22 protein-coding genes are annotated in these 26,998 nt (G+C 68.5%); 10 read left to right on the top strand and 12 right to left on the bottom strand.

The genetic code is table 11. The features are described from left to right. Nucleotides 1-10: 10 nt before the first annotated feature. Complete coding sequence (gene pepN / locus EGX94_RS11530) at nucleotides 11-2,605, top strand: aminopeptidase N (protein ID WP_028706563.1); 2,595 nt, start codon at nucleotides 11-13, stop codon at nucleotides 2,603-2,605. A gap of 98 nt (nucleotides 2,606-2,703) precedes the next feature. On the opposite strand, the gene uxaC is transcribed toward pepN, so the two are convergent. Then, nucleotides 2,704-4,131, bottom strand: coding sequence for a glucuronate isomerase (uxaC, locus tag EGX94_RS11525; RefSeq protein ID WP_021798373.1), 1,428 nt, complete (start codon nucleotides 4,129-4,131; stop codon nucleotides 2,704-2,706). A gap of 212 nt (nucleotides 4,132-4,343) precedes the next feature. Here uxaC and EGX94_RS11520 point away from each other — a divergent pair, with 212 nt between their 5' ends. After that, nucleotides 4,344-5,660 (top strand): lactate racemase domain-containing protein, encoded by a 1,317-nt coding sequence (locus EGX94_RS11520; RefSeq protein ID WP_021798374.1) that lies wholly within the window; start codon nucleotides 4,344-4,346, stop codon nucleotides 5,658-5,660. 9 nt (nucleotides 5,661-5,669) lie between these two features. On the opposite strand, the gene EGX94_RS11515 is transcribed toward EGX94_RS11520, so the two are convergent. Then, entirely contained in the window at nucleotides 5,670-6,704 is a 1,035-nt protein-coding gene (locus EGX94_RS11515) for a LacI family DNA-binding transcriptional regulator (protein WP_021798377.1), read from the bottom strand. Between the two features lie 152 nt (nucleotides 6,705-6,856). Here EGX94_RS11515 and gndA point away from each other — a divergent pair, with 152 nt between their 5' ends. From gndA to EGX94_RS11500, 3 genes are all read left to right on the top strand, one after another. Further along, nucleotides 6,857-8,302: an NADP-dependent phosphogluconate dehydrogenase gene (gene gndA / locus EGX94_RS11510; protein ID WP_021798376.1), complete on the top strand. Its 1,446-nt coding sequence runs from the start codon at nucleotides 6,857-6,859 to the stop codon at nucleotides 8,300-8,302. A gap of 235 nt (nucleotides 8,303-8,537) precedes the next feature. Further along, on the top strand, nucleotides 8,538-8,759 hold the full coding sequence (locus EGX94_RS11505; protein ID WP_028706566.1) for a hypothetical protein: 222 nt from the start codon (nucleotides 8,538-8,540) through the stop codon (nucleotides 8,757-8,759). After that, entirely contained in the window at nucleotides 8,756-8,977 is a 222-nt protein-coding gene (locus tag EGX94_RS11500) for a hypothetical protein (protein ID WP_028706567.1), read from the top strand. Before EGX94_RS11505 ends, EGX94_RS11500 begins: the two co-directional genes overlap by 4 nt. Nucleotides 8,978-9,178: 201 nt before the next feature. Here the strand turns inward: EGX94_RS11500 and EGX94_RS11495 are convergent, their stop codons facing one another. The 5 genes from EGX94_RS11495 to EGX94_RS11475 form a co-directional block, all read right to left on the bottom strand. After that, nucleotides 9,179-9,976, bottom strand: coding sequence for a hypothetical protein (locus tag EGX94_RS11495; protein ID WP_021798375.1), 798 nt, complete (start codon nucleotides 9,974-9,976; stop codon nucleotides 9,179-9,181). Further along, nucleotides 9,973-10,734 carry a hypothetical protein gene (locus EGX94_RS11490; RefSeq protein WP_123826343.1) on the bottom strand — a complete coding sequence of 254 codons (762 nt, stop codon included), beginning with the start codon at nucleotides 10,732-10,734 and terminating at the stop codon, nucleotides 9,973-9,975. Before EGX94_RS11490 ends, EGX94_RS11495 begins: the two co-directional genes overlap by 4 nt. A gap of 122 nt (nucleotides 10,735-10,856) precedes the next feature. Continuing rightward, nucleotides 10,857-12,647, bottom strand: coding sequence for a hypothetical protein (locus EGX94_RS11485; RefSeq protein ID WP_123826341.1), 1,791 nt, complete (start codon nucleotides 12,645-12,647; stop codon nucleotides 10,857-10,859). Continuing rightward, nucleotides 12,634-13,614: a PD-(D/E)XK motif protein gene (locus EGX94_RS11480; RefSeq protein WP_021798370.1), complete on the bottom strand. Its 981-nt coding sequence runs from the start codon at nucleotides 13,612-13,614 to the stop codon at nucleotides 12,634-12,636. The genes EGX94_RS11485 and EGX94_RS11480 overlap by 14 nt, the downstream gene beginning before the upstream one ends. After that, entirely contained in the window at nucleotides 13,611-16,229 is a 2,619-nt protein-coding gene (locus tag EGX94_RS11475; RefSeq protein WP_028706571.1) for a Z1 domain-containing protein, read from the bottom strand. Before EGX94_RS11475 ends, EGX94_RS11480 begins: the two co-directional genes overlap by 4 nt. Before the next feature lie 23 nt (nucleotides 16,230-16,252). Between EGX94_RS11475 and EGX94_RS11470 the strand changes: the two genes are divergently transcribed. After that, the gene (locus tag EGX94_RS11470) at nucleotides 16,253-16,537 is read left to right on the top strand and encodes a hypothetical protein (protein WP_123826339.1); all 285 of its coding nucleotides are present in this window, start codon (nucleotides 16,253-16,255) and stop codon (nucleotides 16,535-16,537) included. A 232-nt stretch (nucleotides 16,538-16,769) separates the two neighbouring features. Further along, nucleotides 16,770-17,573 carry a hydroxymethylpyrimidine/phosphomethylpyrimidine kinase gene (locus EGX94_RS11465; RefSeq protein ID WP_043122733.1) on the top strand — a complete coding sequence of 268 codons (804 nt, stop codon included), beginning with the start codon at nucleotides 16,770-16,772 and terminating at the stop codon, nucleotides 17,571-17,573. A gap of 102 nt (nucleotides 17,574-17,675) precedes the next feature. Here the strand turns inward: EGX94_RS11465 and EGX94_RS11460 are convergent, their stop codons facing one another. Together EGX94_RS11460 and EGX94_RS11455 are read right to left on the bottom strand one after the other, a co-directional pair. Then, on the bottom strand, nucleotides 17,676-18,557 hold the full coding sequence (locus tag EGX94_RS11460) for an acyl-CoA thioesterase (protein WP_021798371.1): 882 nt from the start codon (nucleotides 18,555-18,557) through the stop codon (nucleotides 17,676-17,678). A gap of 3 nt (nucleotides 18,558-18,560) precedes the next feature. Then, complete coding sequence (locus EGX94_RS11455) at nucleotides 18,561-20,441, bottom strand: AMP-dependent synthetase/ligase (protein ID WP_021798372.1); 1,881 nt, start codon at nucleotides 20,439-20,441, stop codon at nucleotides 18,561-18,563. A 183-nt stretch (nucleotides 20,442-20,624) separates the two neighbouring features. On the opposite strand from EGX94_RS11455, the gene EGX94_RS11450 reads away from it, so the two are divergent. Beyond that, nucleotides 20,625-21,104, top strand: coding sequence for a MarR family winged helix-turn-helix transcriptional regulator (locus EGX94_RS11450; RefSeq protein ID WP_021798379.1), 480 nt, complete (start codon nucleotides 20,625-20,627; stop codon nucleotides 21,102-21,104). A 328-nt stretch (nucleotides 21,105-21,432) separates the two neighbouring features. Further along, nucleotides 21,433-24,261 (top strand): FAD-binding and (Fe-S)-binding domain-containing protein, encoded by a 2,829-nt coding sequence (locus EGX94_RS11445; RefSeq protein WP_028706573.1) that lies wholly within the window; start codon nucleotides 21,433-21,435, stop codon nucleotides 24,259-24,261. 130 nt (nucleotides 24,262-24,391) lie between these two features. Here EGX94_RS11445 and EGX94_RS11440 read toward each other — a convergent pair whose 3' ends face one another. From EGX94_RS11440 to EGX94_RS11430, 3 genes are read right to left on the bottom strand one after another with little or no spacing between them, the layout of a single operon-like run. Continuing rightward, nucleotides 24,392-24,985 (bottom strand): M3 family metallopeptidase, encoded by a 594-nt coding sequence (locus EGX94_RS11440; protein ID WP_028706574.1) that lies wholly within the window; start codon nucleotides 24,983-24,985, stop codon nucleotides 24,392-24,394. Beyond that, nucleotides 24,976-25,188, bottom strand: coding sequence for a hypothetical protein (locus EGX94_RS13510; RefSeq protein WP_123826337.1), 213 nt, complete (start codon nucleotides 25,186-25,188; stop codon nucleotides 24,976-24,978). Before EGX94_RS13510 ends, EGX94_RS11440 begins: the two co-directional genes overlap by 10 nt. A gap of 28 nt (nucleotides 25,189-25,216) precedes the next feature. Beyond that, entirely contained in the window at nucleotides 25,217-25,528 is a 312-nt protein-coding gene (locus tag EGX94_RS11430; protein ID WP_028706575.1) for a hypothetical protein, read from the bottom strand. A gap of 102 nt (nucleotides 25,529-25,630) precedes the next feature. Between EGX94_RS11430 and EGX94_RS11425 the strand changes: the two genes are divergently transcribed. Further along, complete coding sequence (locus EGX94_RS11425; protein WP_043122848.1) at nucleotides 25,631-26,965, top strand: DUF4921 family protein; 1,335 nt, start codon at nucleotides 25,631-25,633, stop codon at nucleotides 26,963-26,965. Nucleotides 26,966-26,998 lie beyond the last annotated feature (33 nt).

Genomic DNA, 26,998 nt, shown 5'->3' with positions numbered 1-26,998 from the left:
GAGCCATCCGATGAACCCCGCCAACATCACGAGGGACGAGGCCGCCGCCCGCTCGGCTGCGCTGTCGACGACGTCGTACGAGGTCACCGTCGACCTCACCGGCCACGGGGTCGGGGCCGTGGAGCTGCCCGAGCCCGAGGAGACCTTCCTGTCGACGAGCACCGTGCGCTTCACGAGCACCGGGACGAGCACGTGGATCGACCTCATCGCCGATGAGGTCGTCTCGGCCGCCCTGGACGGCGAGGCCCTCGACCCGGCGGACTTCGCGGGCTCGCGCCTTCCCCTGGAGCCGGGGGCGGGCGAGCACGAGCTGACCGTCACGGCGATCTGCCGCTACTCGCGCACCGGCGAGGGCCTGCACCGCTTCGTCGACCCGGCCGACGGCAGGGTCTACCTCTACACGCAGTTCGAGACGGCCGACGCCCGCCGCATGTACGCCTGCTTCGAGCAGCCGGACCTCAAGGCGACCTTCCGGCTCGTCGTGCGCGCCCCGGCCGGCTGGACGGTGAGGTCCAACTCCCCCGCGCCCGAGCCCTTCGGCCCCGACCCGATCGGCGCGATGATCTGGGACTTCCCCCCGACCCCGCGCATCTCCACGTACATCACGGCGCTCATCGCCGGCGAGTACCACGTCGACCACGGCACGATCGAGTCGGCCAAGGGCACGCTGGACGCCGACATCGTCTGCCGCGCCTCGATGGCGCCCCACCTGGACGCCGAGCGCATCCGCGAGACGGTCCAGCGCGGCTTCGAGGTCTACGAGCAGGACTTCGGCCGCCCGTACGCCTTCGACAAGTACGACCAGCTGTTCGTCCCCGAGTACAACGCCGGCGCCATGGAGAACGCGGGCGCCGTGACGATCCGCGACGAGTACCTGTTCCGCTCGAAGGTGACGAGCGCCTCGTACGAGACGCGCGACAACACGCTCCTGCACGAGCTGGCCCACATGTGGTTCGGCGACCTCGTGACCATGCGCTGGTGGGACGACCTGTGGCTCAACGAGAGCTTCGCCGAGTGGAGCGCCTACCACTGCCAGGAGCGCATCGCGCAGCGCCACGGCGGCACCGACCCGTGGGTGAGCTTCGCCAACGCCCGCAAGGCCTGGGCCTACACCGCCGACCAGCTGCCCACGACGCACCCGATCGCCGCCGACATGGTCGACCTGGAGGCCGTCGAGCAGAACTTCGACGGCATCACCTACGCCAAGGGCGCCTCGGTGCTCAAGCAGCTCGTCGCCTACGTCGGCGAGGACGCCTTCCTGGCCGGGGTGCGCCAGTACCTGGCCGATCACGCCTTCGACAACGCGAGCCTCTCCGACCTGCTGGAGGCGCTGGAGCGTGCCGGCGGCAAGGACCTGTCGTCGTTCTCCGAGCAGTGGCTGTCCACGAGCGGGGTCAACACGCTGTCGAGCGGGATCACCGTCGACGACGGGACCATCACCTCCTTCGCCGTCGAGCAGAGCGCCCCGGACGGGCACGGGACGCTGCGCACCCACCACCTGGCGATCGGCTGCTACGAGTTCTCCGACGGGGCGCTCGTGGCCGTCGACTCCCCCGAGACGGACGTGCACGGCCCGAGCACGCCGATCGCCGCGCTCGTCGGGCGCCGGCGCCCCGCGCTCGTGCTGCTCAACGACCGCGACCTCGACTACGCCAAGGTGCGCCTCGACGACGAGTCGCTGGCCACGGCCCTCGGAGGGGTCGCCCGCATCGCCGATCCGCTGGCCCGCGCCCTCGTGTGGAACACGGTCTGGGACATGACGCGCGACGCGCAGCTGGCCGCGGCCGAGTTCATCGCGATGGTCGTCGACGGCGCGGGCGCGGAGTCCGACATGACGGCCGTCACCACGGCGCTGTCCCGGGCCGGCATCGCGGCGACCGCCTACACGGCGCCGGCCCAGCGGGAGGTCAACGGGGAGGCGCTCGTGGCCGGTATCGCCGCCCGGCTGAAGGAGGCGTCCCCCGGCGGCGAGCACCAGCTGGCCCTCGCCGACGCCCTCGTGTCGGCGGTGAGCACCCCGCAGGGCGCCGATCTCATCGCCGGATGGCTCGCCAACGAGGAGCTGCCGCTGGGGCTGGCCGTCGACCAGGACCGCCGCTGGGCGATCCTCACGAGCCTGGCCCGGATGGGCGCCGTCGACGACGCGCGCATCGAGGCGGAGACCGCCGCCGACCGGACGATCTCCGGGGCCGAGCGCGCCGCCGGCGCCCGGGCGGCGATGGCCGACGCCGGCGCCAAGGCCCGGGCCTGGGAGCTCGCGACGGCGGTCGAGGACGTGCCGAACGCCACGCACCTGCACATCTGCCGCCAGTTCATGCAGTACGGCCAGGACGAGCTGCTCGCCCCCTACGCCGAGAAGTACCTCGAGGTGGCCGAGCTGATCGGCGCGAGGTCGGGCATCTGGGCCGGGCGGGGCCACGCCGTCTCGAACGCCGTGCTCACCTGGCTGTGGCCGGCGCCGCTGGCCACCCGCGAGTTCATCGCCCGCGTCGACGAGTGGACCGATGCGACGCGGCCGTCCGAGTCGGTGCGCCGCACGATCTCCGAGCGCCGGGACGCGGCGCTGCGGGCGCTGGCCGCGCAGGAGTTCGGCGCCCGCTCCTGACCGGGCGCGGGGCCGGCCCGCCCCGGCGCCGCCGGCAGCGGCGGCCCCCGGACCCGCGGGACGCCGTCGGGGGACGGCCGAGGGGGCGCGGGCGGCGCTCAGCGGTCCAGCTTGAAGATCCGCACCTGGTTGTCGACGACCAGGGCCCCGGCCTGCTCGATCGCCTCGTCCTCGTCCAAGCGGTGGGTGGCGACGAGGTCGGCCAGGTGCGCGGCGTCCAGCCGGCGGCTCATGTCGTGGCGGGCCGGGATGGAGCAGAAGGCGCGGGTGTCGTCGACCATGCCGCTGATGCGGCTGAAGCCGGCCATCTCGGTGACGCCGCGCTTGAAGCGCATGATCGACTCCGGCGCGTCGACGAACCACCACGGCACGCCGAGGTGGACGCTGCGGTACCAGGCGGCCAGCGGCGCGAACTCGCGGCTGTAGACGTCCTCGTCGAGGGTGAAGAGGACGAGGTGGAGGCCGGGGTGGTTGCCGTAGGCGTTCAGCAGCGGCCCCAGTGCGCGGGTCGCCTCGAGGGCGAGGGGGATGTCGCCCCCGACGTCGGCGCCGTAGCGGGCGAGGGCGTCGGCGTCGTGGTTGCGGGCGACGGCCGGGTGCACGGTCATCACGAGGCCGTCCTCGCAGGCCATCCGGGCCTGGTCGGTGAACAGGTGGCGGCGCAGGGCGAGGGCCTCGTCGGCGGTGGCCAGGCCGCGGCGGGCCCGATCGTAGAGCCGGGCCGCCTCGTCGGCGGGCAGGATGAGCGTGCCCAGGTCGGCGTGCGAGTGGTCGGAGCTCACGGCGCCGTGCTCCTTGAAGTAGCGGCGGCGCTCTGCCATGGCCCGCGTGTAGCCGTCCAGGGTGCCGACGTCGACGCCGGCGGCGCCGCCGAGGGCGTCGACGAGCTCGTTCCAGTCCGGGCGAGCCGGCTCGAGGTAGCGGTCGGGGCGGAAGGTCGGCACGACGCGGTGCCTCGCGGAGAACTCCTCGTCGGCGGCGATCTCGGCGTGCATCCCGAGGTCGTCGCAGGGGTCGTCGGTGGTGGCGAGGAAGCGGATCCGGAAGGCGTCCATGAGCCGGCGGGGCCGGAAGCCCGGCTCGTCGAGCCGGGCGGCGATCGTGTCGTAGATGGCGTCGGCGGTCTCTGCGGCGGGGCGCACGCGGACGCCGAAGATGCCCACGAGCTGGTCGGTCAGCCAGTAGCGCATCGCGGTGCCGTTGAGGTCGGTCCAGTGCTCGCACAGCAGACGGAAGGCCCTGCGGTTGTCGGCCTCGGTCATCTCCTCGCCGCGGCCCACGCCGAGCTCGGACAGCTCCACGCCGTTCGCGTGGAGGACGCGGTTGATGTAGTGGTCGGGTGTGATCAGCAGCCTGGCGGGGTTGCCGAAGTGCTCGTCGAGGGCGATCCAGCGCGGCGGGACGTGGCCGTGGGGCGAGATGATCGGCAGTTCGCGGGTGGTCGCGTAGATCCGGCGCGCGATCCCGCGCGTCCCGGGGTCGGGCGGGAGGAGACGGTCGTCATTGAGGGTCAACGGTGAGGCCATGCGGCCATGCTGCCGCCCGCGGCTCCGTCGCCGCCCCGTGTTGCCCCGGATTGCGTCGAGACGTTGCCAGCGGTTGCTCGCCGGATGCGCGGCGGGGCCCGCCGGCTCGCGCCCGGCCCCGGCCCGGGGTTAGCGTGAGGACGGGCCGGCGCCGTCCGCGGGTCCCGCACGGGCCGACCGCCCGGGAGGAGCGCACGAGGAGGAGCGGGACGATGGGGTGTCGGACGATCGGTGGGGCCGGCTGCACGGTCGGCGACGAGGAGCTCGAGGCCTTCCTCTCCGAGCAGCTCGCCGGGCTCGACGTCGACGGCCGGTCGGTCGCCCTCGTCACCCCCGACGACACCCGCTCGTGCCCGCTGCCCCGGCTGCTGCGGATCGTCCACCGGGAGCTCGTCGACCGCGCCCGGGAGCTGGTCTGCGTCATCGCGCTGGGCACCCACGAGTACATGGGCCCGGCGGCGATCGCCGAGTGGACCACCGGCGATCCGGACGCCGACCCGGCCGAGGTCTACCCGCGGATGACGATCGTCAACCACGAGTGGCGGGACCCCTCGATGCTCGTGCGGGTCGGGCGCATCGGCGGCGCGCGCATCGCCGAGCTGAGCGACGGCCTCCTGTCGACCGGCTGCGACGTGCTCATCAACCGTCGCGTCGTCGACGCCGACGTGAAGATCGTCATCGGCCCCGTCCTGCCCCACGAGGTCGTCGGCATGTCGGGCGGCAACAAGTACTTCATCCCCGGCGTCGCCCAGGAGGGCTTCATCTCGCGCACCCACTGGGTGGGGGCGCTCATCACGAGCTCGCACATCATCGGCACCCCGGCCGTCACGCCGGTGCGCGCCATGATCAACGAGGGCGCCGCGATGATCCCCGGGCAGCGCCGCTGCATCGCCTTCGTCGTCCGCTCGCACACCACCGACCTGGAGTCGGTCTCGTTCGGCACGCCAGAGGAGGCCTGGGGCGTCCAGGCCGGGGTCGGCGCCAGGACCCACGTGGAGTACGTGGACGAGCCGATGCGCACGGTGCTGAGCCTCATCCCCGACCGCTACCACGACATCTGGACCGCGGCCAAGGGCTTCTACAAGGTGGAGCCGGCCGTCGCGGCCGGCGGCGAGGTCGTCCTCCACGCCCCCCACATCACCGAGATCAGCCAGGTGCACCACGAGATCGGCGAGATCGGCTACCACTGCCGCGACTACTTCGTGAAGCAGTGGGACCGCTTCTCCGGGCTGCCGTGGGGCGTCCTGGCCCACTCGACCCATCTGCGCGGCCTGGGCTCCTACGACCCCGCCGCGGGCGTCGAGGCCGACCGGGTGCGGGTCACGCTGGCCACCGGCATCCCCCGGCGGGTCTGCGAGTCGGTCAACCTGGGCTACCGCGACCCGGACACGATCGACCCGGCCGAGTGGGCGGGGCGCGAGGGCGTCACGGTGATCCCCGACGCCGGCGAGGTGCTCTACCGGCTGCGCTCGGGGCGGATCGACGGCGCCGACGGGCCCTTCACGGTCACGAGCGCCTGGCCGGCCTGAGCGGGGCCCTCAGGCGCGGGCGGGCCCGGTGGAGGAGCGCTCGATGAGCCGCATCGGCATGACGAGCGGCTCCACGAAGTCGGCCGACTCGTCGTGGTGCTCGATGAGTGAGATGACGCTGCGGGCCGCCTTCTCGCCGACGAGGCCGAGCGGCGAGGCGATCGAGGTGAGGCGCGGGGTGACCAGGTCGGAGGCGAAGATGTTGTCGAAGCCGATGACGCTGAGGCGGTCGGGCACACGCACCCCGGCGGCGGCCGTGCCGCGCAGGATGCCGATGGCGATGAGGTCGTTGTAGGCGATGACGGCGCTCACCTTGTGCTCGTGGACCTGGGGCAGCACCTGCTCCCCGCCGCGCACTGTCGGCATGACGGGGCCGAGGCGGCAGTCGACCATGCCCAGCTCGGCGGCCGCCTCGTGGAAGGCCCGCCACCGGGCCCCGTCCGCCCACGAGGCGGGCGGCCCGGCGATGTAGGCGACGCGGCGGTGGCCCAGCCCGGCCAGGTGCTCGAGGGCCCTGCGCACGCCGCGCTCGTAGTCGCTCACGACGCAGGGCAGACCGGTGACGACGCGGTTGAGGATGACGGTGGGCGCCTTCTTGGCGAAGCCCCGCAGGGCGGTGTCGGACAGGCGCGAACTGGCGATGACGACACCGTCCAGGACGGGCAGCGCGCGCTCGAAGATCTCGCGCTCGCGGGAACCGGACTCCTGGGCGTCGAAGAGCATGAGCGCATAGCCGTGCTCGGTGCAGACCTGCTCGGCGCCGCGCAGCAGCGGGAAGAAGAAGGGGTTCGTGACGTCGGTGACGGCCAGGCCGATCATGTGCGTGTGGGTCGGCGCGGCCTGCTGGTGGACGCGGTCGGTGCGGTAGCCGAGCTCGGCGGCGACCCTGCGGATGTGCGCGGCGGTGCGGTTCGAGACCCGTCCGGGACGGCTGAACGTGCGCGAGACCGTGGACGGGCTCACCCCGGCCGCCTTCGCGACGTCGTAGATCGTCGTCTGCTTGGGAAGCTCGAAGGATCCGCCGTCACCGCGCACGTCGCTCACGGATGAACCCTACGGTTCGGACGGGGCGTTGACAATGACCGGCACGCCGGCAAGGGCATGGCAACCCCCGCACGGCGACTACGCACGATGGCAGGATGACCATGGGTATGGGACGCTCCCCGGAAGCGACCCGCACGACACAAGGAGGTCCAATGACGGAACAGCCCACCAAGGCGGACATCGGCGTCGTCGGCATGGCGGTGATGGGCTCGAACCTGGCCCGCAACCTCGCCCACCACGGCTACACCGTGGCCGTGTACAACCGCAGCGGCGACAAGACCCGGGCCCTCGTCGAGGACCACGGCTCGGAGGGGAGTTTCCTCGCGTCCGAGACCCCCGAGGAGTTCGTGGCCTCGCTTCGCGCCCCCCGCTCGATCATCCTCATGGTCAAGGCCGGCGCCCCGACCGATGCCACGATCGGGACCCTGCTGCCGCTGCTGTCGCCCGGCGACATCATCATGGACGGCGGCAACGCGTACTTCCGCGACACCATCCGCCGGGAGAGGGAGATCTCGGCCAAGGGCTTCCACTTCGTCGGCGCCGGCATCTCTGGCGGCGAGCACGGCGCCCTGACCGGCCCGGCCATCATGCCCGGCGGCACGCCCGAGTCGTACCGGATCATCGGCCCGATGCTCGAGACGATCTCGGCGCACTACGAGGGCGAGCCCTGCTGCGCCTGGATGGGCCCCGACGGAGCCGGCCACTTCGTCAAGATGATCCACAACGGCATCGAGTACTCCGACATGCAGGTCATCGGCGAGGCCTACCAGCTGCTGCGCGGCGCCGGCCTGTCGAACGCGCAGTGCGCCGACGTCTTCGCGCGCTGGAACACCGGCGACCTGTCGAGCTATCTCATCGAGATCACCGCCGAGGTGCTGCGCGCCAAGGACCCGCGCACCGGCAGGGACCTGGTCGAGATCATCAAGGACCGGGCCCGGATGAAGGGCACCGGCACGTGGACCGTCCAGACCGCCCTCGAGCTCGGCGTGCCCGCCAACGGCATCGCCGAGGCCGTGTTCGCCCGCGCCGAGTCCAGCCACGACGAGCTACGCGCCGCCGGCCGGGCCGCCCTCCAGGGCCCCGACGGCGCCGTCCGCGTGGACGACCGGGAGGCCTTCATCGAGGACGTCCACAGGGCGCTGTGGTGCTCGAAGGTCGTCAGCTACTCGCAGGGCTTCGACGAGATCCGCACCGGCGGCAGGGAGTTCGGCTGGGACATCGACGTGGCCGAGGCCGCGAGGATCTGGCGCGACGGCTGCATCATCCGCGCCGCCCTGCTGGAGCGCATCCGCAGGGAGTACACCGCCGACCCGGGCCTCGTCTCGCTCATGTGCGCCTCCTCGGTGGCCCCCGAGATGGCCGCCAACCAGGACGCGTGGCGGCGCGTCGTGGCCACGGCGGCGGAGTCGGGCGTCCCGGCCCCGGTGTTCAGCGCAACCCTGGCCTACTACGACATGGCCCGCGCCCCGCGCGTGAACGCCGCCCTCACGCAGGCCCAGCGCGACTTCTTCGGCTCGCACACCTACGAGCGCGTCGACGACGAGGGCCACTTCCACATCGAGTGGACGGCCGACCGCTCGGAGACGAGGATCGACTGAGCCGACGGCGTCCCGCCGCGAGGCGGGGTCCGTCACGGGGGCGCCGGCCGGTCGGCGCCCCCGTTTCTGCGCGCAGAGAGAGCACCGCCTGCCGTGGCCGGCGCGCGCCTCCCCTCGACACGAGCCCCGGGACGGACCGGAAGCGGGCCGCCAAAGACACCAGCAACCCGCGAAGACGACCAGCAGGGCTGTTGCTGTCATCAACGGCATCGAGGCGGTCAAGAGCCCGCGGTTCGTGAAAACCCTGAACGGCAAGAAGGCCCTCGCCGCGGAGGCCCTCGACCCGGCTTGTCGGCTGGTCGGGTTGAAAAGCCGTGTCATGAACATGCCAGCCACCCGAATCTCCGCGACGGAAGTCATTGGCGACTATCACGAGCTCTGGCGGGTCGAGAAGTCGTTCGGGATATCGAGGAGCGACCTGAAGCCCGCCCGATCTTTCATCGCAGCCACGAGGTGATCGAAGCCCGCCTCACCACCATGATGGCCGCACCCGCCAGCGCCCAGCGCCTGCAAATAATCAACAGGAAATTCATCGCAGAAGTCATCGAAACGCTTGGACTGCTCCACGAAATGAACGTCAATATCGTCGGGAAAATTCTGCACGTCCACGACGGGATCGCACCCGCAGCCCAAACCATCCTCGACACCCTCTACCTCAGCTGGCCCTCACGCTGAAATGGCACGAGCCAGGTCGGAAGAACCCAGACGGGGGAAGGAATCTTCCGAGGTGCACCGCCCCCCCTCCAGAGGTTTGTGCGCACCCAACTCCACGGCCCTTCTTCCATCCGGGGATTTTACTTGGCGCCGCCCGGTTCTGCATGAACCTCCGGATTCGGCACCCATGCCCCACCCCGGAAGAGGGCTCCCTCGAACCCCTCAGACAACTGCCCGCCGCGCTCCCCTGTACTGGACGGACCTGAAGCAGGCATCGGCCTCGGCATCCACGACCGAGAGGATCTCCTCATCCGATCGGATATCGAGCAGCAGTGGTCCTGTTCGCTCAGCGATCCGCTTCATGAGCTGACGGGAGAACTCCGTACGTCCACCCGGGTATTTCGAACCGCGCTGGATGATCGTGCGCGCCGCGGCCACAACCAGCCGTCGGTTCCTGGCCACCGCAGTGCGTTCCTCGAGGATCGCCCCGAACTCATTCTCGCCCAGTCGCGGCCTGGCCTCTTCCATGACCTCACCCAGAATGATCCACCGGCGCCAGGAGAGCTTCAGGTAGTTGCGGTCACGGGTCGTCGTCTGGTGACCGATCCACTGCTCGGCGGGCAGGATGAACTGACCGTCCTTCCGCTCCCCCGGCCAGCGCCTGTTGACGACATCGGGGAAGACCGCCAAGGACAGGTACGACCATATGCCGTCATGCGCAGCATCCGCTGGAATCGGATGGATCACCTCCTCGATCGCCTGTCCCAACGCGACACCGAGCGCATCGCGGCCGGCTCGGGAACGCGTATCGACCCCATCGATCCGGTCGATGATCTCCCGACGCCAGTGCTCGATGTCCTCAATGGGGGCAGGAGAGCCGCCGGTCGGATTCGGCGTACCCGATACGTCGAGTCTGACCAGTGTCTCGGGCGACGCCCCTTCCTCGAGAGCACGGGCGTGATTCACGAGCAGCTCGCTCGCCTGTCCGGTGGACAATCGTGGAATGAGGAGTCGGCTCATGATTTCGCCTTCAAGAATCCAGTAGTTCTTTGGAGAAGCGCGCAGACCCGACCCGGGTCATCGCGCATCAGCTCCACCGCTCCACGCAGGGGCTGCCCCAAAAAGATATCGCACAGGGAACCGATGACTGCGCCTGCACTGCCCTCCTGGTATTCCACTCCCAGGTCGTCCCGATCATGAACAGCCAGTTTCAGGAGCAGCTGGAGCAGTACATCCCGTTTCAGCACGGATAGAGCGGTATCAGATTTTCCGTGCACAAGTTTACCACCTTCCGAGTGCGCAGTATTAACATACAATCTGACGGCACTCAAGTATGGCACCGCGAGATCCTCGTCTTGAAACTTGAGCACCCAGACGCTGCCAGTCGGGAAATCTCCGCCCGCGAATTCAAAAGCTTCGATCGGAAACGACGAACCGTCCCCCTCGAGCCTGAACCGATAGGGTCTGTTCAGCCCGTAAAGCCTACTTCCCCGCTGATGCGCCGCACGGTTTTCGGGCGCCGGACCATCAGGAGCATCCAGAACGATCTCGTAGCGGACCTCGAGTTCCTCAGCCGCCTCACCAGCCGGGACTCGCACCTTCAGACTCACTGGCTGGTCACTATTATTCAAGGGACTGATACCCAGAAATCGTTTGCCCGTGGCTGGACAATCGACGCGCAGAACGGCGCGAATAACGGCGAGCCCAGGATTCCTTGCAAGTCCGGTCGAGGATAACAGCAAGTCGTTCTTGATCGAGAGCTCACCCTCGATCGTCACCTCGGTAAGATAATCCCATTCTGGAATCTCCGAGCCGGGCTCATAAGCCTTTCCCCAGATCCTGAGCCGGGGAGGCTGACAGACAACCGCATTATTCGCTGAGGCCCGGAAGGGCATGAGTCTCATTTCGTGACCTCACTTCGAAAAGTGCAGTTCACCGCCGCGTTCTCCGGATAGCTGATATCAACGTAGAAGACATCACCGCCATGGACTTGAAGACGCTCCGCAGCCGTCACCTCGCCCTCCGCCGTAGTCCATGAGTCCACCCGTACCTGTTCAGCGTCTTTAATGACGCCGCTCCCCTCGACGACGACCGCAAGATCAGGGGTGACCGTCATAAGATTCGCCCCGGCGGAGGCCCGCAATTCCAACCGAGTAAGAGCTCGGCCATCAGATGCATCGGGCATGGGCAGCAGCTCCTGGGAAAGCACCTCGACCGAGGCTCTTCTTTTGGACCCACGAGATCTGCTCCGTCGTCCAGTGGGCATCCCGCTGGCCAAGTCCCCGTCCGCGCCAACAGCCAATACGTCCAATGAGGCTGCCAATCGTCCGGTCGAGACCCGTTCCCCGGGCTGAACATCATCATCGACAGGATTCAGATAATCCTTTAGGTCCTCCTTGATTCGCCTCAGCGCGACTCTAACAAATGTCCCCTTCCGCCTTTCGAGTGAATCCGGCTTCCAGTCATCATGAGTTGGCGGTTCGGCTTCTGCGAAGGCGTTGTCGAGCTCGCGAATCGGTTTGAACACGGCAACCCAGGAATCTCTGCCGTTCTGAAGATCAGGATATTCTTTTTCGCACACGACCAACTCAGGCTCTCGCATGAGGGTGACGCTGTTCACGAGTTCGTCGTCCGAGCCGAAGGGGCAGGGTGCGATTGCCAGATGGCCGAGAAGTTGCTTCGGGTTTCCGCACCGGATCTCTGAAACATCAATGAAGGCCTCCTCGGCTTTTTGTCCGGACTGCACCTTGCGAATCGCAGTCAGACAGCTCTCCCGTGAGGCTCTGATCCGGTCATCCCAACCGGCAGCGAGATCCACCGGGTGCCCATTCTCGATGAGACTGATCTTCATCTGTTTATCAACTGGTTGACCGGGAATCATTTTGGGCCATAGATTGCGGGCAACAGCATCAGCAGTTGCCTGTACGAAGCCTTCTTGCCCGCCGTCGTCGAATGCGGGGTCCAGAATCATGATCGAGGTACCGGTCTCCTGTTCGCCGAAACCTCGCTCGAACAACTTCGTACCCAATCCATGGGCGGCATCGCCCTCAATGGGCTGAACATTCATACCGTCTTTCAGTCGCTGATCCCTGCCCCACCACTGCTGTCCAGTATATCGCTTCTCACCCATGCTGAAATTCGGGATGATCGAGATCGCGATGAATCGTTCCTCGAAGCCCTCTCCGCCTCTGATCCTTGTCCAGACGATGATCGTCCCGCACTGACTCGCCCTGAACGCTGCGGTCTTCCCGAAGCCATAGGTGCCACCGCCGTACTCCAGGTCGCGCGGGGCACCCACCGTCAAGATGAAATCACGAAAATTCGTCGGCTCGCCCTTGCCAACATGAACATCGTTCCGAGTCGGCCCATCGAGCCCTGTAGTCCCCCGATCGTGCACCTCAATAGCCGAGACCCTGGACCGACGAATAACCTTGGCGAGCTCACTGCCGGGAAAGGTCTCGGGGAAGACGAAGTTCCGTAGCACACTCATTCTCGGGGCGTCAAGGGTCACGAATCTCATCTGGTATTCAGGGATCACGCCGTGACCGATATGCGCATCCCAGCTGTTCTGCGCGGTCTCTCTCAGAAAGAGTTTCGGCGCCGCCAGACTCGTCCCCAGGAGCTTCTTCGTCCCCTCACCCGCGATGTCGCCGTCACGGAAGGGCTTGGGAACCCAGTCAAGCCTGATCATGTTCAGCCCGCCTCTCACCAAGAAGGGTTTTCACTTGCCCCCCGGTAAGAGGCTGCTCAGATGTCAGATCCAAGACGTATTTCATTCTCGTGATCGCATGCCGTCGACTCTCGGGAAGATCGCTGGAACGCAGGCCGGGGAAGTCATCGGTCACCTCCCAGATCACCGGGGATTTCGCGACCTCATATCGTGCATCATCGGAGTCGACGCCCAATAAGAAGCCGCACTCAGCAAGTCTCTTGACGAGCGCTGACATCGGCAGACCCAGCTCCGTCAGCAGCTCAACCTGATCATGAATGGATCTCCCCGAGGGGGAATCCCTCACGGAGACGCGTACGAGCAGGAGCGCACGGCCCTGGGGCGGGTCCAGCTGATCAACACTGGAGATGACCACCGACAACCCCTCCTGGGATGAGGTTATGACCTCGAGATCGGCGCGAGGAGTCATGAAACTATGCGCACCTCCAGCAGGCCCGACCCAGGACTCCACTGCGCGATACGGATTCCCGATGGCAAGAAGTCGCAATACCTCCAGCTCCCCGAAAATCGCTTTTCGCAGCTTTTCTGATATAGCCGGGGACGCCGGGCTCAGCAGCTGCCGCCATTCTTCCAGCACCGTCTGAAGCACGGATTCCGGTGCACTGTCATCCGTCTGAACGCGACGCGTAATATCATCGACCAGAGAGGCGAAGACTTCATGGAATTGATCAACACCGCACATCAGGTCCATGTACCGCCGCCCTGTCTCGGGGTGCTTCCAGTGAATTAGCGAGAGGGGGCCGCCACTAATTTCAACGAAGGAGTAATCATCTGCGATCGGCATCAGAAGATGCCAGCCTCCGTTTTGATCCACTCCATATGCCATGGGATGATTAGAATCCCGCGTGGCGCGCACGATCATCGTCGCGGTTTCGCCGCCGTACAGAGAGGCGAGAAGAAGTCCGAACTCTTTTCGCGATCCGTTCACTCCTCATCCTCCCAATCGTCGTCCTCCTCGGGCTCGCCCACATCGACATCGGCCGCCAAGGGCTTGACGCTGACAAAATTTCCATATTCTGCATCAGAATGATCCACTGCGGGATAGACGATGCTGAATCCGAGAAGATCCTCACCCACTCCTTGTGGCATGTCCATCCGAGTAGTCAGCTCGAGTTTATTCTTCGACCGATGACTGATCGGGTAGATCATGACAAGCCCGTCCCCGCCGGCGAGTCTCCTTCTGATGACCATGCGCTGCGCATCAGTGGCATTCGGCATGTCTGCATAAGCCTCCGGCTCGATGTCAGCCAATCGATCAGCCGATGACATGATCGCTTTAAAATTCAGCTTTTCCACCGTGCTGCCCCGCAGCGGAGTGCGCCGAAGCATCGGCACACGAATCCCCGCAACGGGCAGCACGCCAAGAGAATCCATCGCCCCCGGCATCGAATTGCCCGCAAGAATAATATTCCAACTGCGCTCTTGCGCATATTTCATCAGCCAGTCGATCGTTGCACCGCGAAGATCAGGATCGGAGAAGATCCTCTGGTCAGGATGAAAGGAATAGCCTTGAAGGAAACCGATGATCGCCCGCGTATCGATTCCGCGAACGATCCAACGACGACCACCCGCCCTCAACGGCCGAGGCTCGCATCCGCTCAGAAGCCGCTCTACGGCTCGAAGATTCCTACGCGTTGCATCAGGCCTGCCATCCATGATGAAGGTCTGTTGCCGGGCATTACTCATACTGAGGCGAACGAGCCGAGCATTCGCCATTTTCCCGGCAGAAGTGATCTCTAAACGGCCTGGGTGGCATCGCACCTTCACCCCGACCTGTCTCGGCGTGTACTCACTGTCCTCGACGGACCTGATCTCATCACGCAAATCCTTCTCGACGAGTGCCAGGAAAGCATAATCACGATCGAGGCCATCGGCCACCCAGATGCGAAGAAGATCTTCATAACCTGACCGATAACCGAACCAGCGCCCCATCTGCATGAGGGTGTCATAGGTGTTCGAGGAGCGAGTGAAGTACGAAACGACGAGGCCTTCCAGGGTCAGGCCTCGAGACAGAGTGCCGCCGCCCACGACGATTACGGTCCGTGGGCGTCCGGCATCATAATTCAGTCGATCCTCTGATACTCCATTATCAACAATGACCTCGATGTTTCGAAGTACGCCCGGCAGCTGTTCAGCGACTGCATCCCACTCGGGAGTTGATCGCCCGGCCGGTGCAGCAACTCTCGCGTGCTCGTTCCGCCAGGACTCGTAGAACTGGGCGAGCCCCGCTTCGCGATGGAATTCAACCTCGCGTCTCATGCGCTGGACTAGAGTCAAAAACCGCTCGCGCATCGCGAAATGGGGTGCGGTGTAGTGCGTGGTATGGACCAGCATGGACGAATGCCCCGCGTATCCTCGTGCTCTTCGCACAGCACTAGCGACGACGAACCATCTGACCGCTGAGATCAGAGAGGAGGGCGGCTCGGGATCGAAACTCTCCCGCTGCAGCTTCTTCGACGGCGGCTTCAAGACCCATGAGTCCTTCGCCGGGATGATCCGGACCAGGTCGGGCCCCTCGGCCGCAGGCTCAGAATCGTCGACATCCGCGTCGGCGAGCCCGAAAACCTGCTCCGCACCGAGATAACCATCACCCGCGGTCAACGTGTAAACAAAATCAGAAGGAAAAAGATCGGCCTCATCATCGGGATCCATCAGCACATTGGCGAACGGTGTAGCCGTATAGGCCACATACGAACCACTCGGAATCAGATCCCAGATCCTGCGCATCACAGCATTGATCGCAGAAATCTTCTTCTTTTCCTTCTCACTGTTGGGTGTGGCCTGATCCGCCTCATCATCTATAATCAGAATCGGGCATTTCCTGCGGATCTCCTCAGGAACATTCCGGAGACTCGCCTCCAAGTTCTTGAGTCGCGTCTTATTCTTCTTGACGACAGCGCAGAGACGCACATCGCTATGGGAGCCCATGAGGGCCAACAGCTCGCTCCGCCGGTCGAAATCATTGTTCTCAGCACTGGTCAAGTGATACCAGAACTCCCGATCGACGAAGAGATCTCGATCCAGACGGCTCTGCGTCTGCTCGCGCAGGTTATTATAGAGGCCTGATAGCACGATGACGAACCGATATCCCATATCGACAGCCCGAGCGATCACCCCGGAAAAATGACGAGTCTTACCTGACTGGACATTACCCATGACCAGGCCCTTGCGACGCGCACCCGGCTGATTGGGCAGGGCCAGCAGCGAGCACACCTCCTCAGTGGTTCGAGACAGCTCATCGATACCGAAGGCGTTCTTTCGCTGAAGCATGTCAAGATATCGGCACCACTGAGCACCGCTCATGGCGGAGGTCGGCATATCCATCGAACCCTGATACGCGGATTCATCGATGACCGCATGCCTCAGAACGCGATTCCCAGCCATCTCTGACTTGAGGGAAGTCACGATCTGACGAACGGCTTCCCGTGACACGAATCGCCTGTACTCATGAGCCACCCGGTCAGCCGCCTCATCGATCGATACGCGATCTGATATGACCCGGTTCATGATCTCTGCAGAGATTCTATCGCGCTCGTCGCTCATATCAGGATCCTCAGCATCCCCTGATGGCTGCACCGGTCGTCCTCCAAAGCCCCTGCATGTATTTCGAGACGCCCTGGGCCAACAGGATCGGCATCGTTGACATCATCACAATCCCGCCCCTGATGATTTCTACGTGCGAAGCCGAAACGACAGCGATCACCCGGCCTATCCGCATGACCTCGAGTACGACCTCCTGCATCGAAGAGGCGGCCAACGGCCAGCCAGGATCCCGCGTTGAGCCTCGCCCCGTGCCAGTTCGCGAAGCCCCTGATACCGGTGGAATCTTCACTCGCCGCCGACCCGAGTGAGGAACCGTGTGGCACGCGGTCAGTGAACGCTGACATGCCGGCACCCATCCTCTCGCGGCAGGGCTCACCCGACCCATGCTCGCTAGTGATTCTATCCGGATCTGACCCTGACTTCTCCCTGAGACGCGCTACCGAGACGAGACATCCGGCGTCTGGGTCATGCCGCCTGCCCGGTCACTCATCCGCGAGCCACGACACCCGGCCTCGGCAGGGATGGACCACAATGGGCCCCATGACCAAGATCGCTCTGTCCATCGCCGGCTCCGAGGCCTCCGGCGGCGCCGGCGCCCAGACCGACATCAAGACCTTCGCCCAGCTGGGGGTCTTCGGCGCCACGAGCCTCACGTGCATCGTCTCGTTCGACCCGCACCACGACTGGTCCCACCGCTTCGTCCCCATCGACCCGCAGGTCATCCACGACCAGATCGAGGCCGCCGTCGCCGTCCACGGGCGCATCGACGCCGTGAAGATCGGGATGCTCGGCACGCCGACCACCATCGGCGTCGTGGCCGAGGCCCTCGAGCAGTACCGCTTCGAACAGGTGGTCCTCGACCCCGTGCTCATCTGCAAGGGCCAGGAGCCCGGCGCCGCGCTCGACACCGACAACGCGCTGCGCGCCAGGATCCTCCCCCACGCCACGATGGTCACTCCGAACCTGTTCGAGACCCGGGTGCTGGCCGGCATGGACGAGATCACCACCGTCGAGCAGCTCGAGGAGGGCGCCCGGCGCATCCACGACCAGGGCGTGCCCTGCGTCCTGGCCAAGGCCGGCACCCTCTTCGACACCGGCACCGCCCTCGACGTCTTCTACGACGGCTCGACGATGGAGGTCCTCGAGGTGCCGGCGATCGGCCGCGAGCGCGTCTCGGGCGCCGGCTGCACGCTGGCGGCCGCCGTCACCGCCGAGCTCGCCAAGGGGGCGAGCCCGCTCGAGGCGGCCCGCACCGCCAAGCAGGTCGTCGTCTCGGCGATCGAGCACCGCATGCACGGCAATGCGCCGTTCGACTGCGCCTACCAGGGCTGCTACGGCCGCTGACCCCGCCCCCGGCACCGCAAGGGCGCCCCGGCCGCCATCCTTCACTGTGCGCAGAGTGCCCAATGACCAGCGTTCTGCGCACAGTGAAGCGGCGGGCGGCCCTCAGTCGGCGACAAGACGGGCGCGCATGGCCCGGGCCGTCGAGGACGGCAGCGGGGCCGGGCGGCCGTCGGCGCCGGTGCGGACGAGCACGGTGCGCGAGCGGATGCGCACCGAGGCGTCCCGCGGGTCGACGATCTCGCAGCCCAGCGTCACCGAGGTGGTGCCCACCCGCAGCGGCGCCGTGTAGCCCATGTACGGCTCGGTGCGCCAGGCCATCTGCTCGACGTAGTCGACCTCCTGGCGGGCCACCGCCCAGCCGCCGGCCCCCTCCTCGCCCGGCTCCGGGCCGCGCCCCATGCCGGCGCGGGCCATCAACGGGTCGATCGCCGTCGTCGCCTCGATGCGCGCCTGCTGGATCCAGTCGAGGATGCGCACGTTGTTGACGTGGCCGTAGCGGTCCTGGTCGCTCCAGCGCGCGAAGAGCTCGGTCGGCTCGCCGCGGCCCCCCAGCCGGGCCTTGGGCAGCGGCCGCCAGCGCTTCTCGCCCTCGATCGCGATGCCCGACAGGGTCGCCCGCTCGGCGGCGTCGAGCGGGCGCAGCCGCTGCGCGTCGAAGTCGAAGGGGCACATCGAGGTGCGCACCCGCCCGCACAGCCGCCCCTCGTGCCAGATGCGGTAGCCCATGATGAAGCGCGCCGAGCGGATCTCGACGGTGCCGAACTCCACCCGCAGCGGCTCGTCGGAGTAGCGCACCGGCCGGAGGTACTCGACCTGCTGGCTGACCATGACGCAGCCGTCGATGAGCAGCTGGGGCGCGTCCGACTCCATCATGAAGCGCGCCCGGGCCTCCTGGGTGAAGTCGACCGTCATGACATTGTTGATGTGGCCCTGCGGGTCGAGGTCGGACCAGCGCAGCGGGATGTCGACGGTGAACGAGGCCACGGCTCAGGCCCCGTGGCTGTCGGGCGTGAGGTCGGAGCGGGACTCCTGCTCGTACAGGGCGTCGATCGTGCCGGCGTAGCGCTCGAGCACGACGTTGCGCTTGACCTTGAGGCTGGGCGTCAGCTCGCCGCTGTCCTGGCTGAACTCGTGGTCGAGGATCGCGTAGCGCTTGACGGTCTCCCAGCGCTCCAGGCGCGTGTTGGCCCGACGCACGAAGCGGTCGATCGAGGCGCGGATCTCGGGCAGCTGCGAGAGCGCCGCATAGTCCTCGACCCCGTGACCGTGCCTCCTGCCCCAGCGGAGCAGGTCGGCGCGGTCGAGCGTGAGCAGCGCGACGACATAGGGCCGGCCCTCGGCGCTCACGACGGCCTGGGTGATGTACGGCACATTGGCCAGCAGCGTGGACTCGACCTTCTGCGGCGCGACGTACTTGCCGTTCGAGGTCTTCATGAGGTCCTTCTTGCGGTCGGTGATCCGCAGGTAGCCGTCCTCGTCGAACTCGCCGATGTCGCCGGTGTGGAACCAGCCGTCGGCGAAGGCCTCGGCGGTCGCCTCGGGCATGTCGTGGTAGCCGGTGGCGATGATCGGGCCGCGCAGCAGCAGTTCGCCGTCGGGGGCCAGCGCATGCTCAACGCCCGGAGTGACCGGGCCGACCGAGCCGAACCGCGGCCGGTCGGGCACGTTGACGGCGGCGATGGCGGAGGTCTCGGTGGCGCCGTAGCCCTCGATGACGGTGATCCCCGCCGAATAGAACCACTCCTGCACCTGCTCGGACAGCTTGGCCGAGCCCGAAATCATGAAGCGCACCCGCCCGCCGAGGGTCTGCCGGAGCCGCCGGAACACCAGCCGGTCGGCGATCGAGTAGCGGACGCGGGCGTCCCAGGGCATCGACCGCCCCTCGAGCCGGTAGGCGCGCGACTCGCGGCCGACGGCGAAGGCCCAGCGCGAGACACGGCCCTTGATCCCCCGTGAGGGGTTCATCGTCATGACGGTGGCGCGGATCTTCTCGTAGATGCGCGGCACCCCCACCTGGATGGTCGGGCCGGTCTCCCCCATGCCCTCGACGATGCGGTTGATGCGCCCGTCGACGATCATGCGGAAGCCGATGGCCAGCTGGGTGGCGACGAGATCGCGGCCGAAGACGTGCGAGAGCGGCAGCCACAGGTAGAGCGAGTCCGTCTCGCCGACGACGCCGTCCCACATGAGACGCATGGAGTGCCCCTCGTAGGTCCAGCAGCGGTGCGGCAGCTCGACGCCCTTGGGCCGGCCGGTGGTGCCCGAGGTGTAGATGAGGGTGGACAGGGTCTCGGGCCCCATCGCCGCCATCCGCTCGGCGAGGGCCCGCGGATGGTCGGCCAGGTGGGCGCGGCCCAGCTCGTGCAGCCGCTCCCAGGTGACGAGGCGCTCGTCGACGTGGCCGACGGGGCGGTCGTCGTCCATGAGGACGATGTGATGGACCTGCTCGTCGAGCTCGGTCAGCTCAAGGACCTTCTGCGCCTGGGTCCAGTTCTCGGCCACGACGACGACCGACTCGGAGTCGCGCAGGATGAACAGCTCATCAGGCGACTTGGTGTTGGGGTAGACGGTCGTCGTGGCGCCCCCCGCGCAGGCCACGCCGAGGTCGGCGAGGATCCACTCGATGCGCGTCATCGCCGCAATGGCCACGCGCTGCTCACTCCTCAGCCCGAGCGCGACGAGGCCCGCGGCGATCTCGTCGACCTCGCGCTCGGCCTCGCGCCAGGTCATGTCCACCCACCGCTCGGGCTCGGTGTGGAGCGGCACCCGGTAGGCCACGGCGTCCGGTGCGGCTGCTGCGCGGGCCCGGAACATCGCCGGGTAGCTCGGCTCGCACTCGGCGAGGATCCGTTCGCGAACATCAGCCATGAGGCCGCCTTCCGTCGAGTGCGTCCGTGACGGTTCATCCGTCGTCGCCCAGCCTATCGGCCCCCTCGCCCCGACCCCGACGGACAGGCGGGCGCGGACACGAGAACGGTCCTGACAACGGGGCTTGTCATGGGCGGTCATGAAGTTAACAAAACTGTGAACCACATACATAGGATGTTAAGCATGGATGAAGTCTCCTACACCCGCTGGCTCAATGACGAGCAGCAGATGGTCTGGCGCAGCTGCCTCGCGGGCAGCGCCTACATTCTGACCCAACTGGATCTGGCGCTGCGCCAGTTCGATCTCGACATCAACGAGTACGAGATCCTCGTGAGGCTCTCCGAGAACGACCCCCACGCACTGCGCATGTCCGCGCTCGCGAGGAACACCTACCAGTCCCGTTCGCGCCTCACCCACACGGTCTCCCGTCTGGAGAAGCGCGATCTCGTCAGCCGCCGCCGCGCCCCCGACGACCGCCGCGGCATCATCGCCGAGCTCACCGAGGCCGGCATGGGGCTGCTCAACGCCGCCGCCCCCGTCCACGTCGAGTCGGTCCGCAGGGCCTTCATCGACCGCGTCGCCCCTGAGGACCTGCGGGCGCTCGGGCGCGCCATGGCGGCCGTCCTCGAGGGCCTCTCCCCCGACTCCTACGCGCACTGCTGACCCGGCGCCCGCACCGGAGCGGACCTGGGCCCGTCCGACCCGCGAGGCTGGGACGCCCCCGGGACGCCGCCGCCCCCGTCCACGTCGAGTCGGTCCGCAGGGCCTTCATCGACCGCGTCGCCCCTGAGGACCTGCGGGCGCTCGGGCGCGCCATGGCGGCCGTCCTCGAGGGCCTCTCCCCCGACTCCTACGCGCACTGCTGACCCGGCGCCCGCACCGGAGCGGACCTGGGCCCGTCCGACCCGCGAGGCTGGGACGCCCCCGGGACGCCGCCGGCCGGGTGGCACACTATGTGCTCGTGAGCGCACCAGCACGGGAGACGAGTCGTCTGCGGGTCCTCGCCCGGGAGGCCTCCGAGCGGGCCAGGGCCCTCGAGGCCGCCCTCGGCGCCGACAACTGCCTCGACGACTCCGCGCTCACGCGGGCCGTCTACTCCTCCGACGCCTCGGTCTACCGCATCGTGCCCCGGGCCGTCGCCAAGCCGCGCAGCACCGACGAGCTCGAGCAGGTCGTCGCGGCGGCCATCGAGGCGGGCATCCCGATCACCGGACGCGGCGCGGGCACCAGCTGCGCCGGCAACGCCGTCGGCCCGGGCCTGGTCATCGACATGAACCGGCACCTGCGCCGCATCATCGACATCGACCCGCAGGAGCGCACCGCCACCGTCGAGCCCGGCGTCGTCCAGTCCGCGCTGCAGGCGGCCGCCAAGCCGTTCGGGCTGCGCTTCGGGCCCGACCCGTCCACCTCGAACCGCTGCACCATCGGCGGCATGATCGGCAACAACGCCTGCGGCCCGCGGGCCCTCGGCTACGGGCGCAGCGCCGACAACACCCTCGGCCTCGACGTCGTCACCGGCACCGGCGAGCACGTGCGCCTGGGCCCGGACGACGCCTCGAGCGGGGTCTCCCGCGCCCTGGCCGCCCTCGTCGACGACAACCTCGCCCCCATCCGCACCGAGTGCGGCCGCTTCACCCGGGAGGTCTCCGGCTACTCCCTGGAGCACCTGCTGCCCGAGAACGGGCGCGACACCGCCAGGTTCTTCTCCGGCACCGAGGGCACGCTCGGGATCATCACGCGGGCCACGGTCCGGCTCGTCGCCGACGCCCCGTGCAAGACGATGGTGGCGCTGGGCTACCCGACGATGCCGATGGCCGGCACCGCCACGACGACGATCCTCGAGTACGGCCCGACGGCCATCGAGGGCCTGGACGCCCGGCTCGTCCAGCTGGTCGCCGACCGGCTCGGTCCGTCGGCGGTGCCGCCGCTGCCGTGCGGGGAGGGCTGGGCCCTCGTCGAGCTCGTCGGGGACGACCCCCGCGAGGTCGCCGACCGCGCCCGGCGCCTCGCCTCGGGCTGCGGGGCCCTCGAGGGCTGGGTGGTCGACGACCCGGCGCAGGCCGACCGGCTGTGGGGCATCCGCTCCGACGCCGCCGGGCTGGCCGGCGTCGCCCTCGAGAACCCGGCCTACGCCGGCTGGGAGGACTCGGCGGTCCCCCCCGAGCACCTCGGCGAGTACCTCACCGCGCTCAACGGGCTGCTCGCCGAGCACGGGCTGCACGGCCTGCCGTACGGCCACTTCGGCGACGGCTGCGTGCACTGCCGCATCGACTTCCCCTTCGAGAGTCCCGGCGGCGTGGAGCGCTACCACGATTTCATGCTGGCGGCAGGCCGACTCGTCGCGGGCTTCGGCGGCTCGATGTCGGGCGAGCACGGCGACGGCCGCGCCCGAAGCGAGCTGCTGCCGCTCATGTACTCGCAGCGGACCATCGGGCTGTTCGGCAGGGTCAAGAACGTCTTCGACCCCGACAACGTCATGAACCCGGGCGTGATCGTCGACCCGGACCCCACGGACGAGGCCGTCCGCGTGCCCGCGACGATCGCCGCCCCCCTGCGCATCGCCGACCCGGACTTCTCCCGCGCCGTGCACCGGTGCACCGGCGTCGGCAAGTGCCTGGCCGACACGACGGCCTCCGGCGGGGTCATGTGCCCCAGCTACCGGGCCACCGGCGACCAGAAGGACTCCACCCGAGGGCGCGCCCGCGTGCTCCAGGAGATGGTCAACGGCGGCCTGCTCACGGACGGCTGGCGCTCGCCGGAGGTCGGCGAGGCCCTCGAGCTCTGCCTGGCCTGCAAGGGCTGCCGCCGCGACTGCCCCACCGGCATCGACATGGCCGCCTACAAGTCCCGCGTGCTGCACGAGCGATTCAGGCACCGCTTCCTCTCCCGTCCCCGCTCCCACCTGTCCATGGGCTGGCTGCCCACCTGGGGGCGGCTCGTCACGAGGCTGCACGTCGGCGTCCTCGGCAACGTCCTCCTCCAGACCCCTGGGCTGCGGCGCCTCGTCCGCTGGTTCGCCTGGGTCGACCAGCGCCGTCCCATGCCGCGCTTCCGCACCGGCGGCTCGGCCCGTTCCGAGGCGGCGACGGTCCTGCGCGAGGAACCGCCGGCGCAGGGCAGGCCGGTGGCGGTGTGGATCGACTCGTTCTCGGACGCCTTCGAGGGCGGCCAGGCGCTGGGCCTCGTGCGCACGCTGCTCGCCGCCGGCTACGCCCCGCGCGTCATCGAGCAGGACGCCTGCTGCGGCCTCACCTGGATCACCACCGGCCAGCTCGACGGGGCCCGCTCGCGCCTGCGCCGCGCGCTCGACGTCCTCCACCCGATCGCCGCGCAGGGCATCCCGATCGTCGGGCTGGAGCCCAGCTGCACGGCCGTGTGGCGCTCGGACGCCGCCGAGCTGCTCGACGGCGACGAGCGGGTGGGGACCGTCGCCGGCTCGATGCGCACGCTGGCCGAGCTGCTGACCGCCACCGAGGGCTGGCGGGCCCCCGACCTGAGCGGCCACACGATCGTCGCCCAGCCGCACTGCCACCACTCGTCGGTGCTCGGCTGGGAGAAGGACAAGGGGCTTCTCGAGTCGACCGGCGCCACCGTCGTCCCGCTGGCCGGGTGCTGCGGCCTGGCGGGCAACTTCGGCGTCGAGAAGGGCCACTACGGGATGAGCGTCGCGGTGGCCGGGCACGACCTGCTGCCCGCCATCGACGCCGCCGGGCCCGACGCGATCCTGCTCGCCGACGGCTTCAGCTGCCGCAAGCAGATCAAGGACCTGCGCGGCCGCGCGGCGATGAGTCTCGGGGAACTGCTCGCCGCCCACCTGTGAGGCAGGCGGCCGGAGCGCGGACGCGGCGGGTCGGGATGTCGTTCGGCGGGCTGCTCGCCGCCCACCTGCGAGGCCGGCCCGCCGACGGCGGGCGCGGGGCCGGGCGGCAGTCGCCGGGCCGGGCGCCCGGTCAGCGCTCCGGGCCGCGGGTGCGGCGGCGCACCAGGTGCGCGACGTCCGGGTCGGCCCCGCGGAAGGCGCGGTAGGCGGCGGCCGGGTCGACCGAGCCGCCGGGCGCCAGGACCTCGCGGCGGAAGCGCTCCCCCGCCGCCCGGTTGAGGCCGCCGTCGCCGTCGACCTCCTGCTCGGCGAACCGGGCGCAGACGTCGGCGTCGTGGACCTCGGCCCACGTGTAGGCGTAGTAGGCGCCGCCGTCGTGGCCGCCGCCCCAGACGTGCGAGAAGCAGCGGCTGCGGTAGCGCGGCGGGACGAGCCCGGGGGCCAGACCCCGGGCCTCCAGCGCGGCGCGGCGGGCGCGCAGCCGGGCCAGCTCGACGACGGTCGCCCCGGTGGCGTTCGGCCCGGAGGCGCCGCGGCCGACGGACGCCTCGAAGACGCGCCGACGGACGTCCTGCCGGTCCAGGCGGGCCAGCCAGTCCTGCCCGGTGGTGTTGACGAGCTCGAGCAGCCAGCCGTCCAGCCCGGCCGCGGCCGCCGCGTCGGCGGCGGCCCGCCGCTGCTCCGGGCCGAGCCCGGCCGGCTCGGCCTCGTCGGTCAGGTGCACGGCGGCCTCGTTGCACCCGGCCCGGGCGAGCCGCTCGAAGTGGGCCGAGGCGGCGGCGATGGCGCCGTTGAGGGCCCCAGGGCGTCCTGGTCGCCCGGCGGCAGCTCGACGCCCCGGCGCCGGTGGTCGCGGATGCGTTCGGACAGCCAGTGGGAGTCCTCGTCGTCGAGCTCGACCACGCCCCGCGCCGCCGCGTCCTGCACGCCAGGAGCCGGTCGAACAGGGGACGGCTCAGCGCGATGGCGTCCTCGTGGGCCGCCAGCTCGGGGCGAGGCGCTCGGCCAGGGCGTCGAGCTCCTCGGTCGTGTCGGCGTCGCGCACGGTCGTGAACGCGGCGAGGGCCCGCGCCGGGGGCAGCCCCGCGAGCTCCCAGACGTGGATGACGTTCTCCGCCGTCGGCGGGTGCGGATCGGCCGCCAGGGCGTCGAGTCGGCGGCGCCGGAACCGCATCGCCTCGTGGATGACGCGGTCGTGGGTCGGCGCGTCGAGCGCGGCGAAATCGGGCAGATGACACAGGGCCTGTTCGGGCGGGGCGGAGCTCATGCCCCCCATGGAACACCCGCGGGCGGCGCCGGCGGGAACCCGTGCCGGTCTCGCATCGTGGAGCCCGGCCGATCGCCGCCGACTGGCCCTAGAATCCTTGTCATGGGCAATGAGGGCCACATCGAACCGATCCGAGTCATGCCTGACGGCACCGTCAAGCAGACCAACCCCCTGTCGGGCGTCGAGGTCTGGACCGTTCCCGGGCGGGGCAACCGCCCGCTGACGAAGCCGATCGAGGACGTCCGTCCGCTGCAGCCGGGCGACAGCACGCACGCCTGCGTCTTCTGCCTCGGGCGGATGTCCGAGATCCCGCCGCCCAAGTCCCGCCGGGTGCGCACCGCCGAGGGCTGGCGGACGCTGTCCGGCGTGCTGCCGAGCCAGCGCACCGACACGGTGGCCGAGTTCCGCCGCGTCCCGAACCTGTTCGAGATCCTCGGCTTCGACTACTGGCGCACCAACTACGACTACCGGCCCTCGCCCGGGGTCATGGCCGCCTACGAGCGCTACGTGGCCGACCCGGCCGGGCGGCAGCACCTGTTGAGCGTCTGCCGCTCGAAGATGGTCGCCTCCGGCATGAGCCCCGACCAGATCGCCGGGGTCGGCGAGGACGAGATGCTCGAGGACTCGCTGTCCTTCTTCGCCTCCTCCCACGACGTCATCGTCGCCCGCCGCCACTACATGGACTTCGCCGCCGACACGGGTCAGCTGGCGGGCTCGGGCTCGCTGAGCGTCGAGGAGCACGAGCAGTACCTCCTCTTCACGATCGAGGCCCTGCACGACCTGTACGAGGAGAACCGCTACGCCCGCTACGTGGCGGTCTTCCAGAACTGGCGGAGCCCGGCCGGGGCCTCCATCGACCACCTGCACAAGCAGCTCGTGGCGATGGACGAGCACGGCGCCCAGACCAACGACGAGATCGCCGCTCTACGCCGCAACCTCAATGTGTTCAACGAGGACGTCCTCAACGCCGCGGTGCAGCACAACCTCATCATCGCCGAGAACGACTCGGCGATCGCCTTCGCCGGCTTCGGCCACCGCTACCCGACGGTCGAGATCTTCTCCAAGTCCCGCACCTGCGAGCCGTGGCTCCAGTCGCCGAAGGAGATCGCCGACATGTCGGCGATCCTCCACGCGATCCACGCCGCGACGGGCGCCGAGGTGCCGTGCAACGAGGAGTGGCACCACCGCTCCCCCGACATGGACGTCCCCCTGCCGTGGCACATCGCCCTCAAGTGGCGCGTCTCGACGCTCGCCGGCTTCGAGGGCGACACGAAGGTCTACCTCAACACGATCGACCCGTGGCACGTCCGGGACCGCCTCGTGCCGCGCCTGCACGAGCTGCGCCGCGAGGGCCGGCTGGCCCCGGGCATCCTCCTGGACGAGCAGTGCCCGGCCCGCTACAACAGTCTGAAGTACAACCCGCTGCTCCAGCGCTGAGCGAACCCCGCGCACCGTCACCGCCGCGGGACG

Origin of the sequence: Propionibacterium acidifaciens (assembly GCF_003798325.1) — a bacterium.
Taxonomy (GTDB): domain Bacteria; phylum Actinomycetota; class Actinomycetes; order Propionibacteriales; family Propionibacteriaceae; genus Propionibacterium; species Propionibacterium acidifaciens.
Note: the sequence above shows the minus strand (reverse complement) of the source record. Positions and strands in the feature narration are given on the sequence as shown.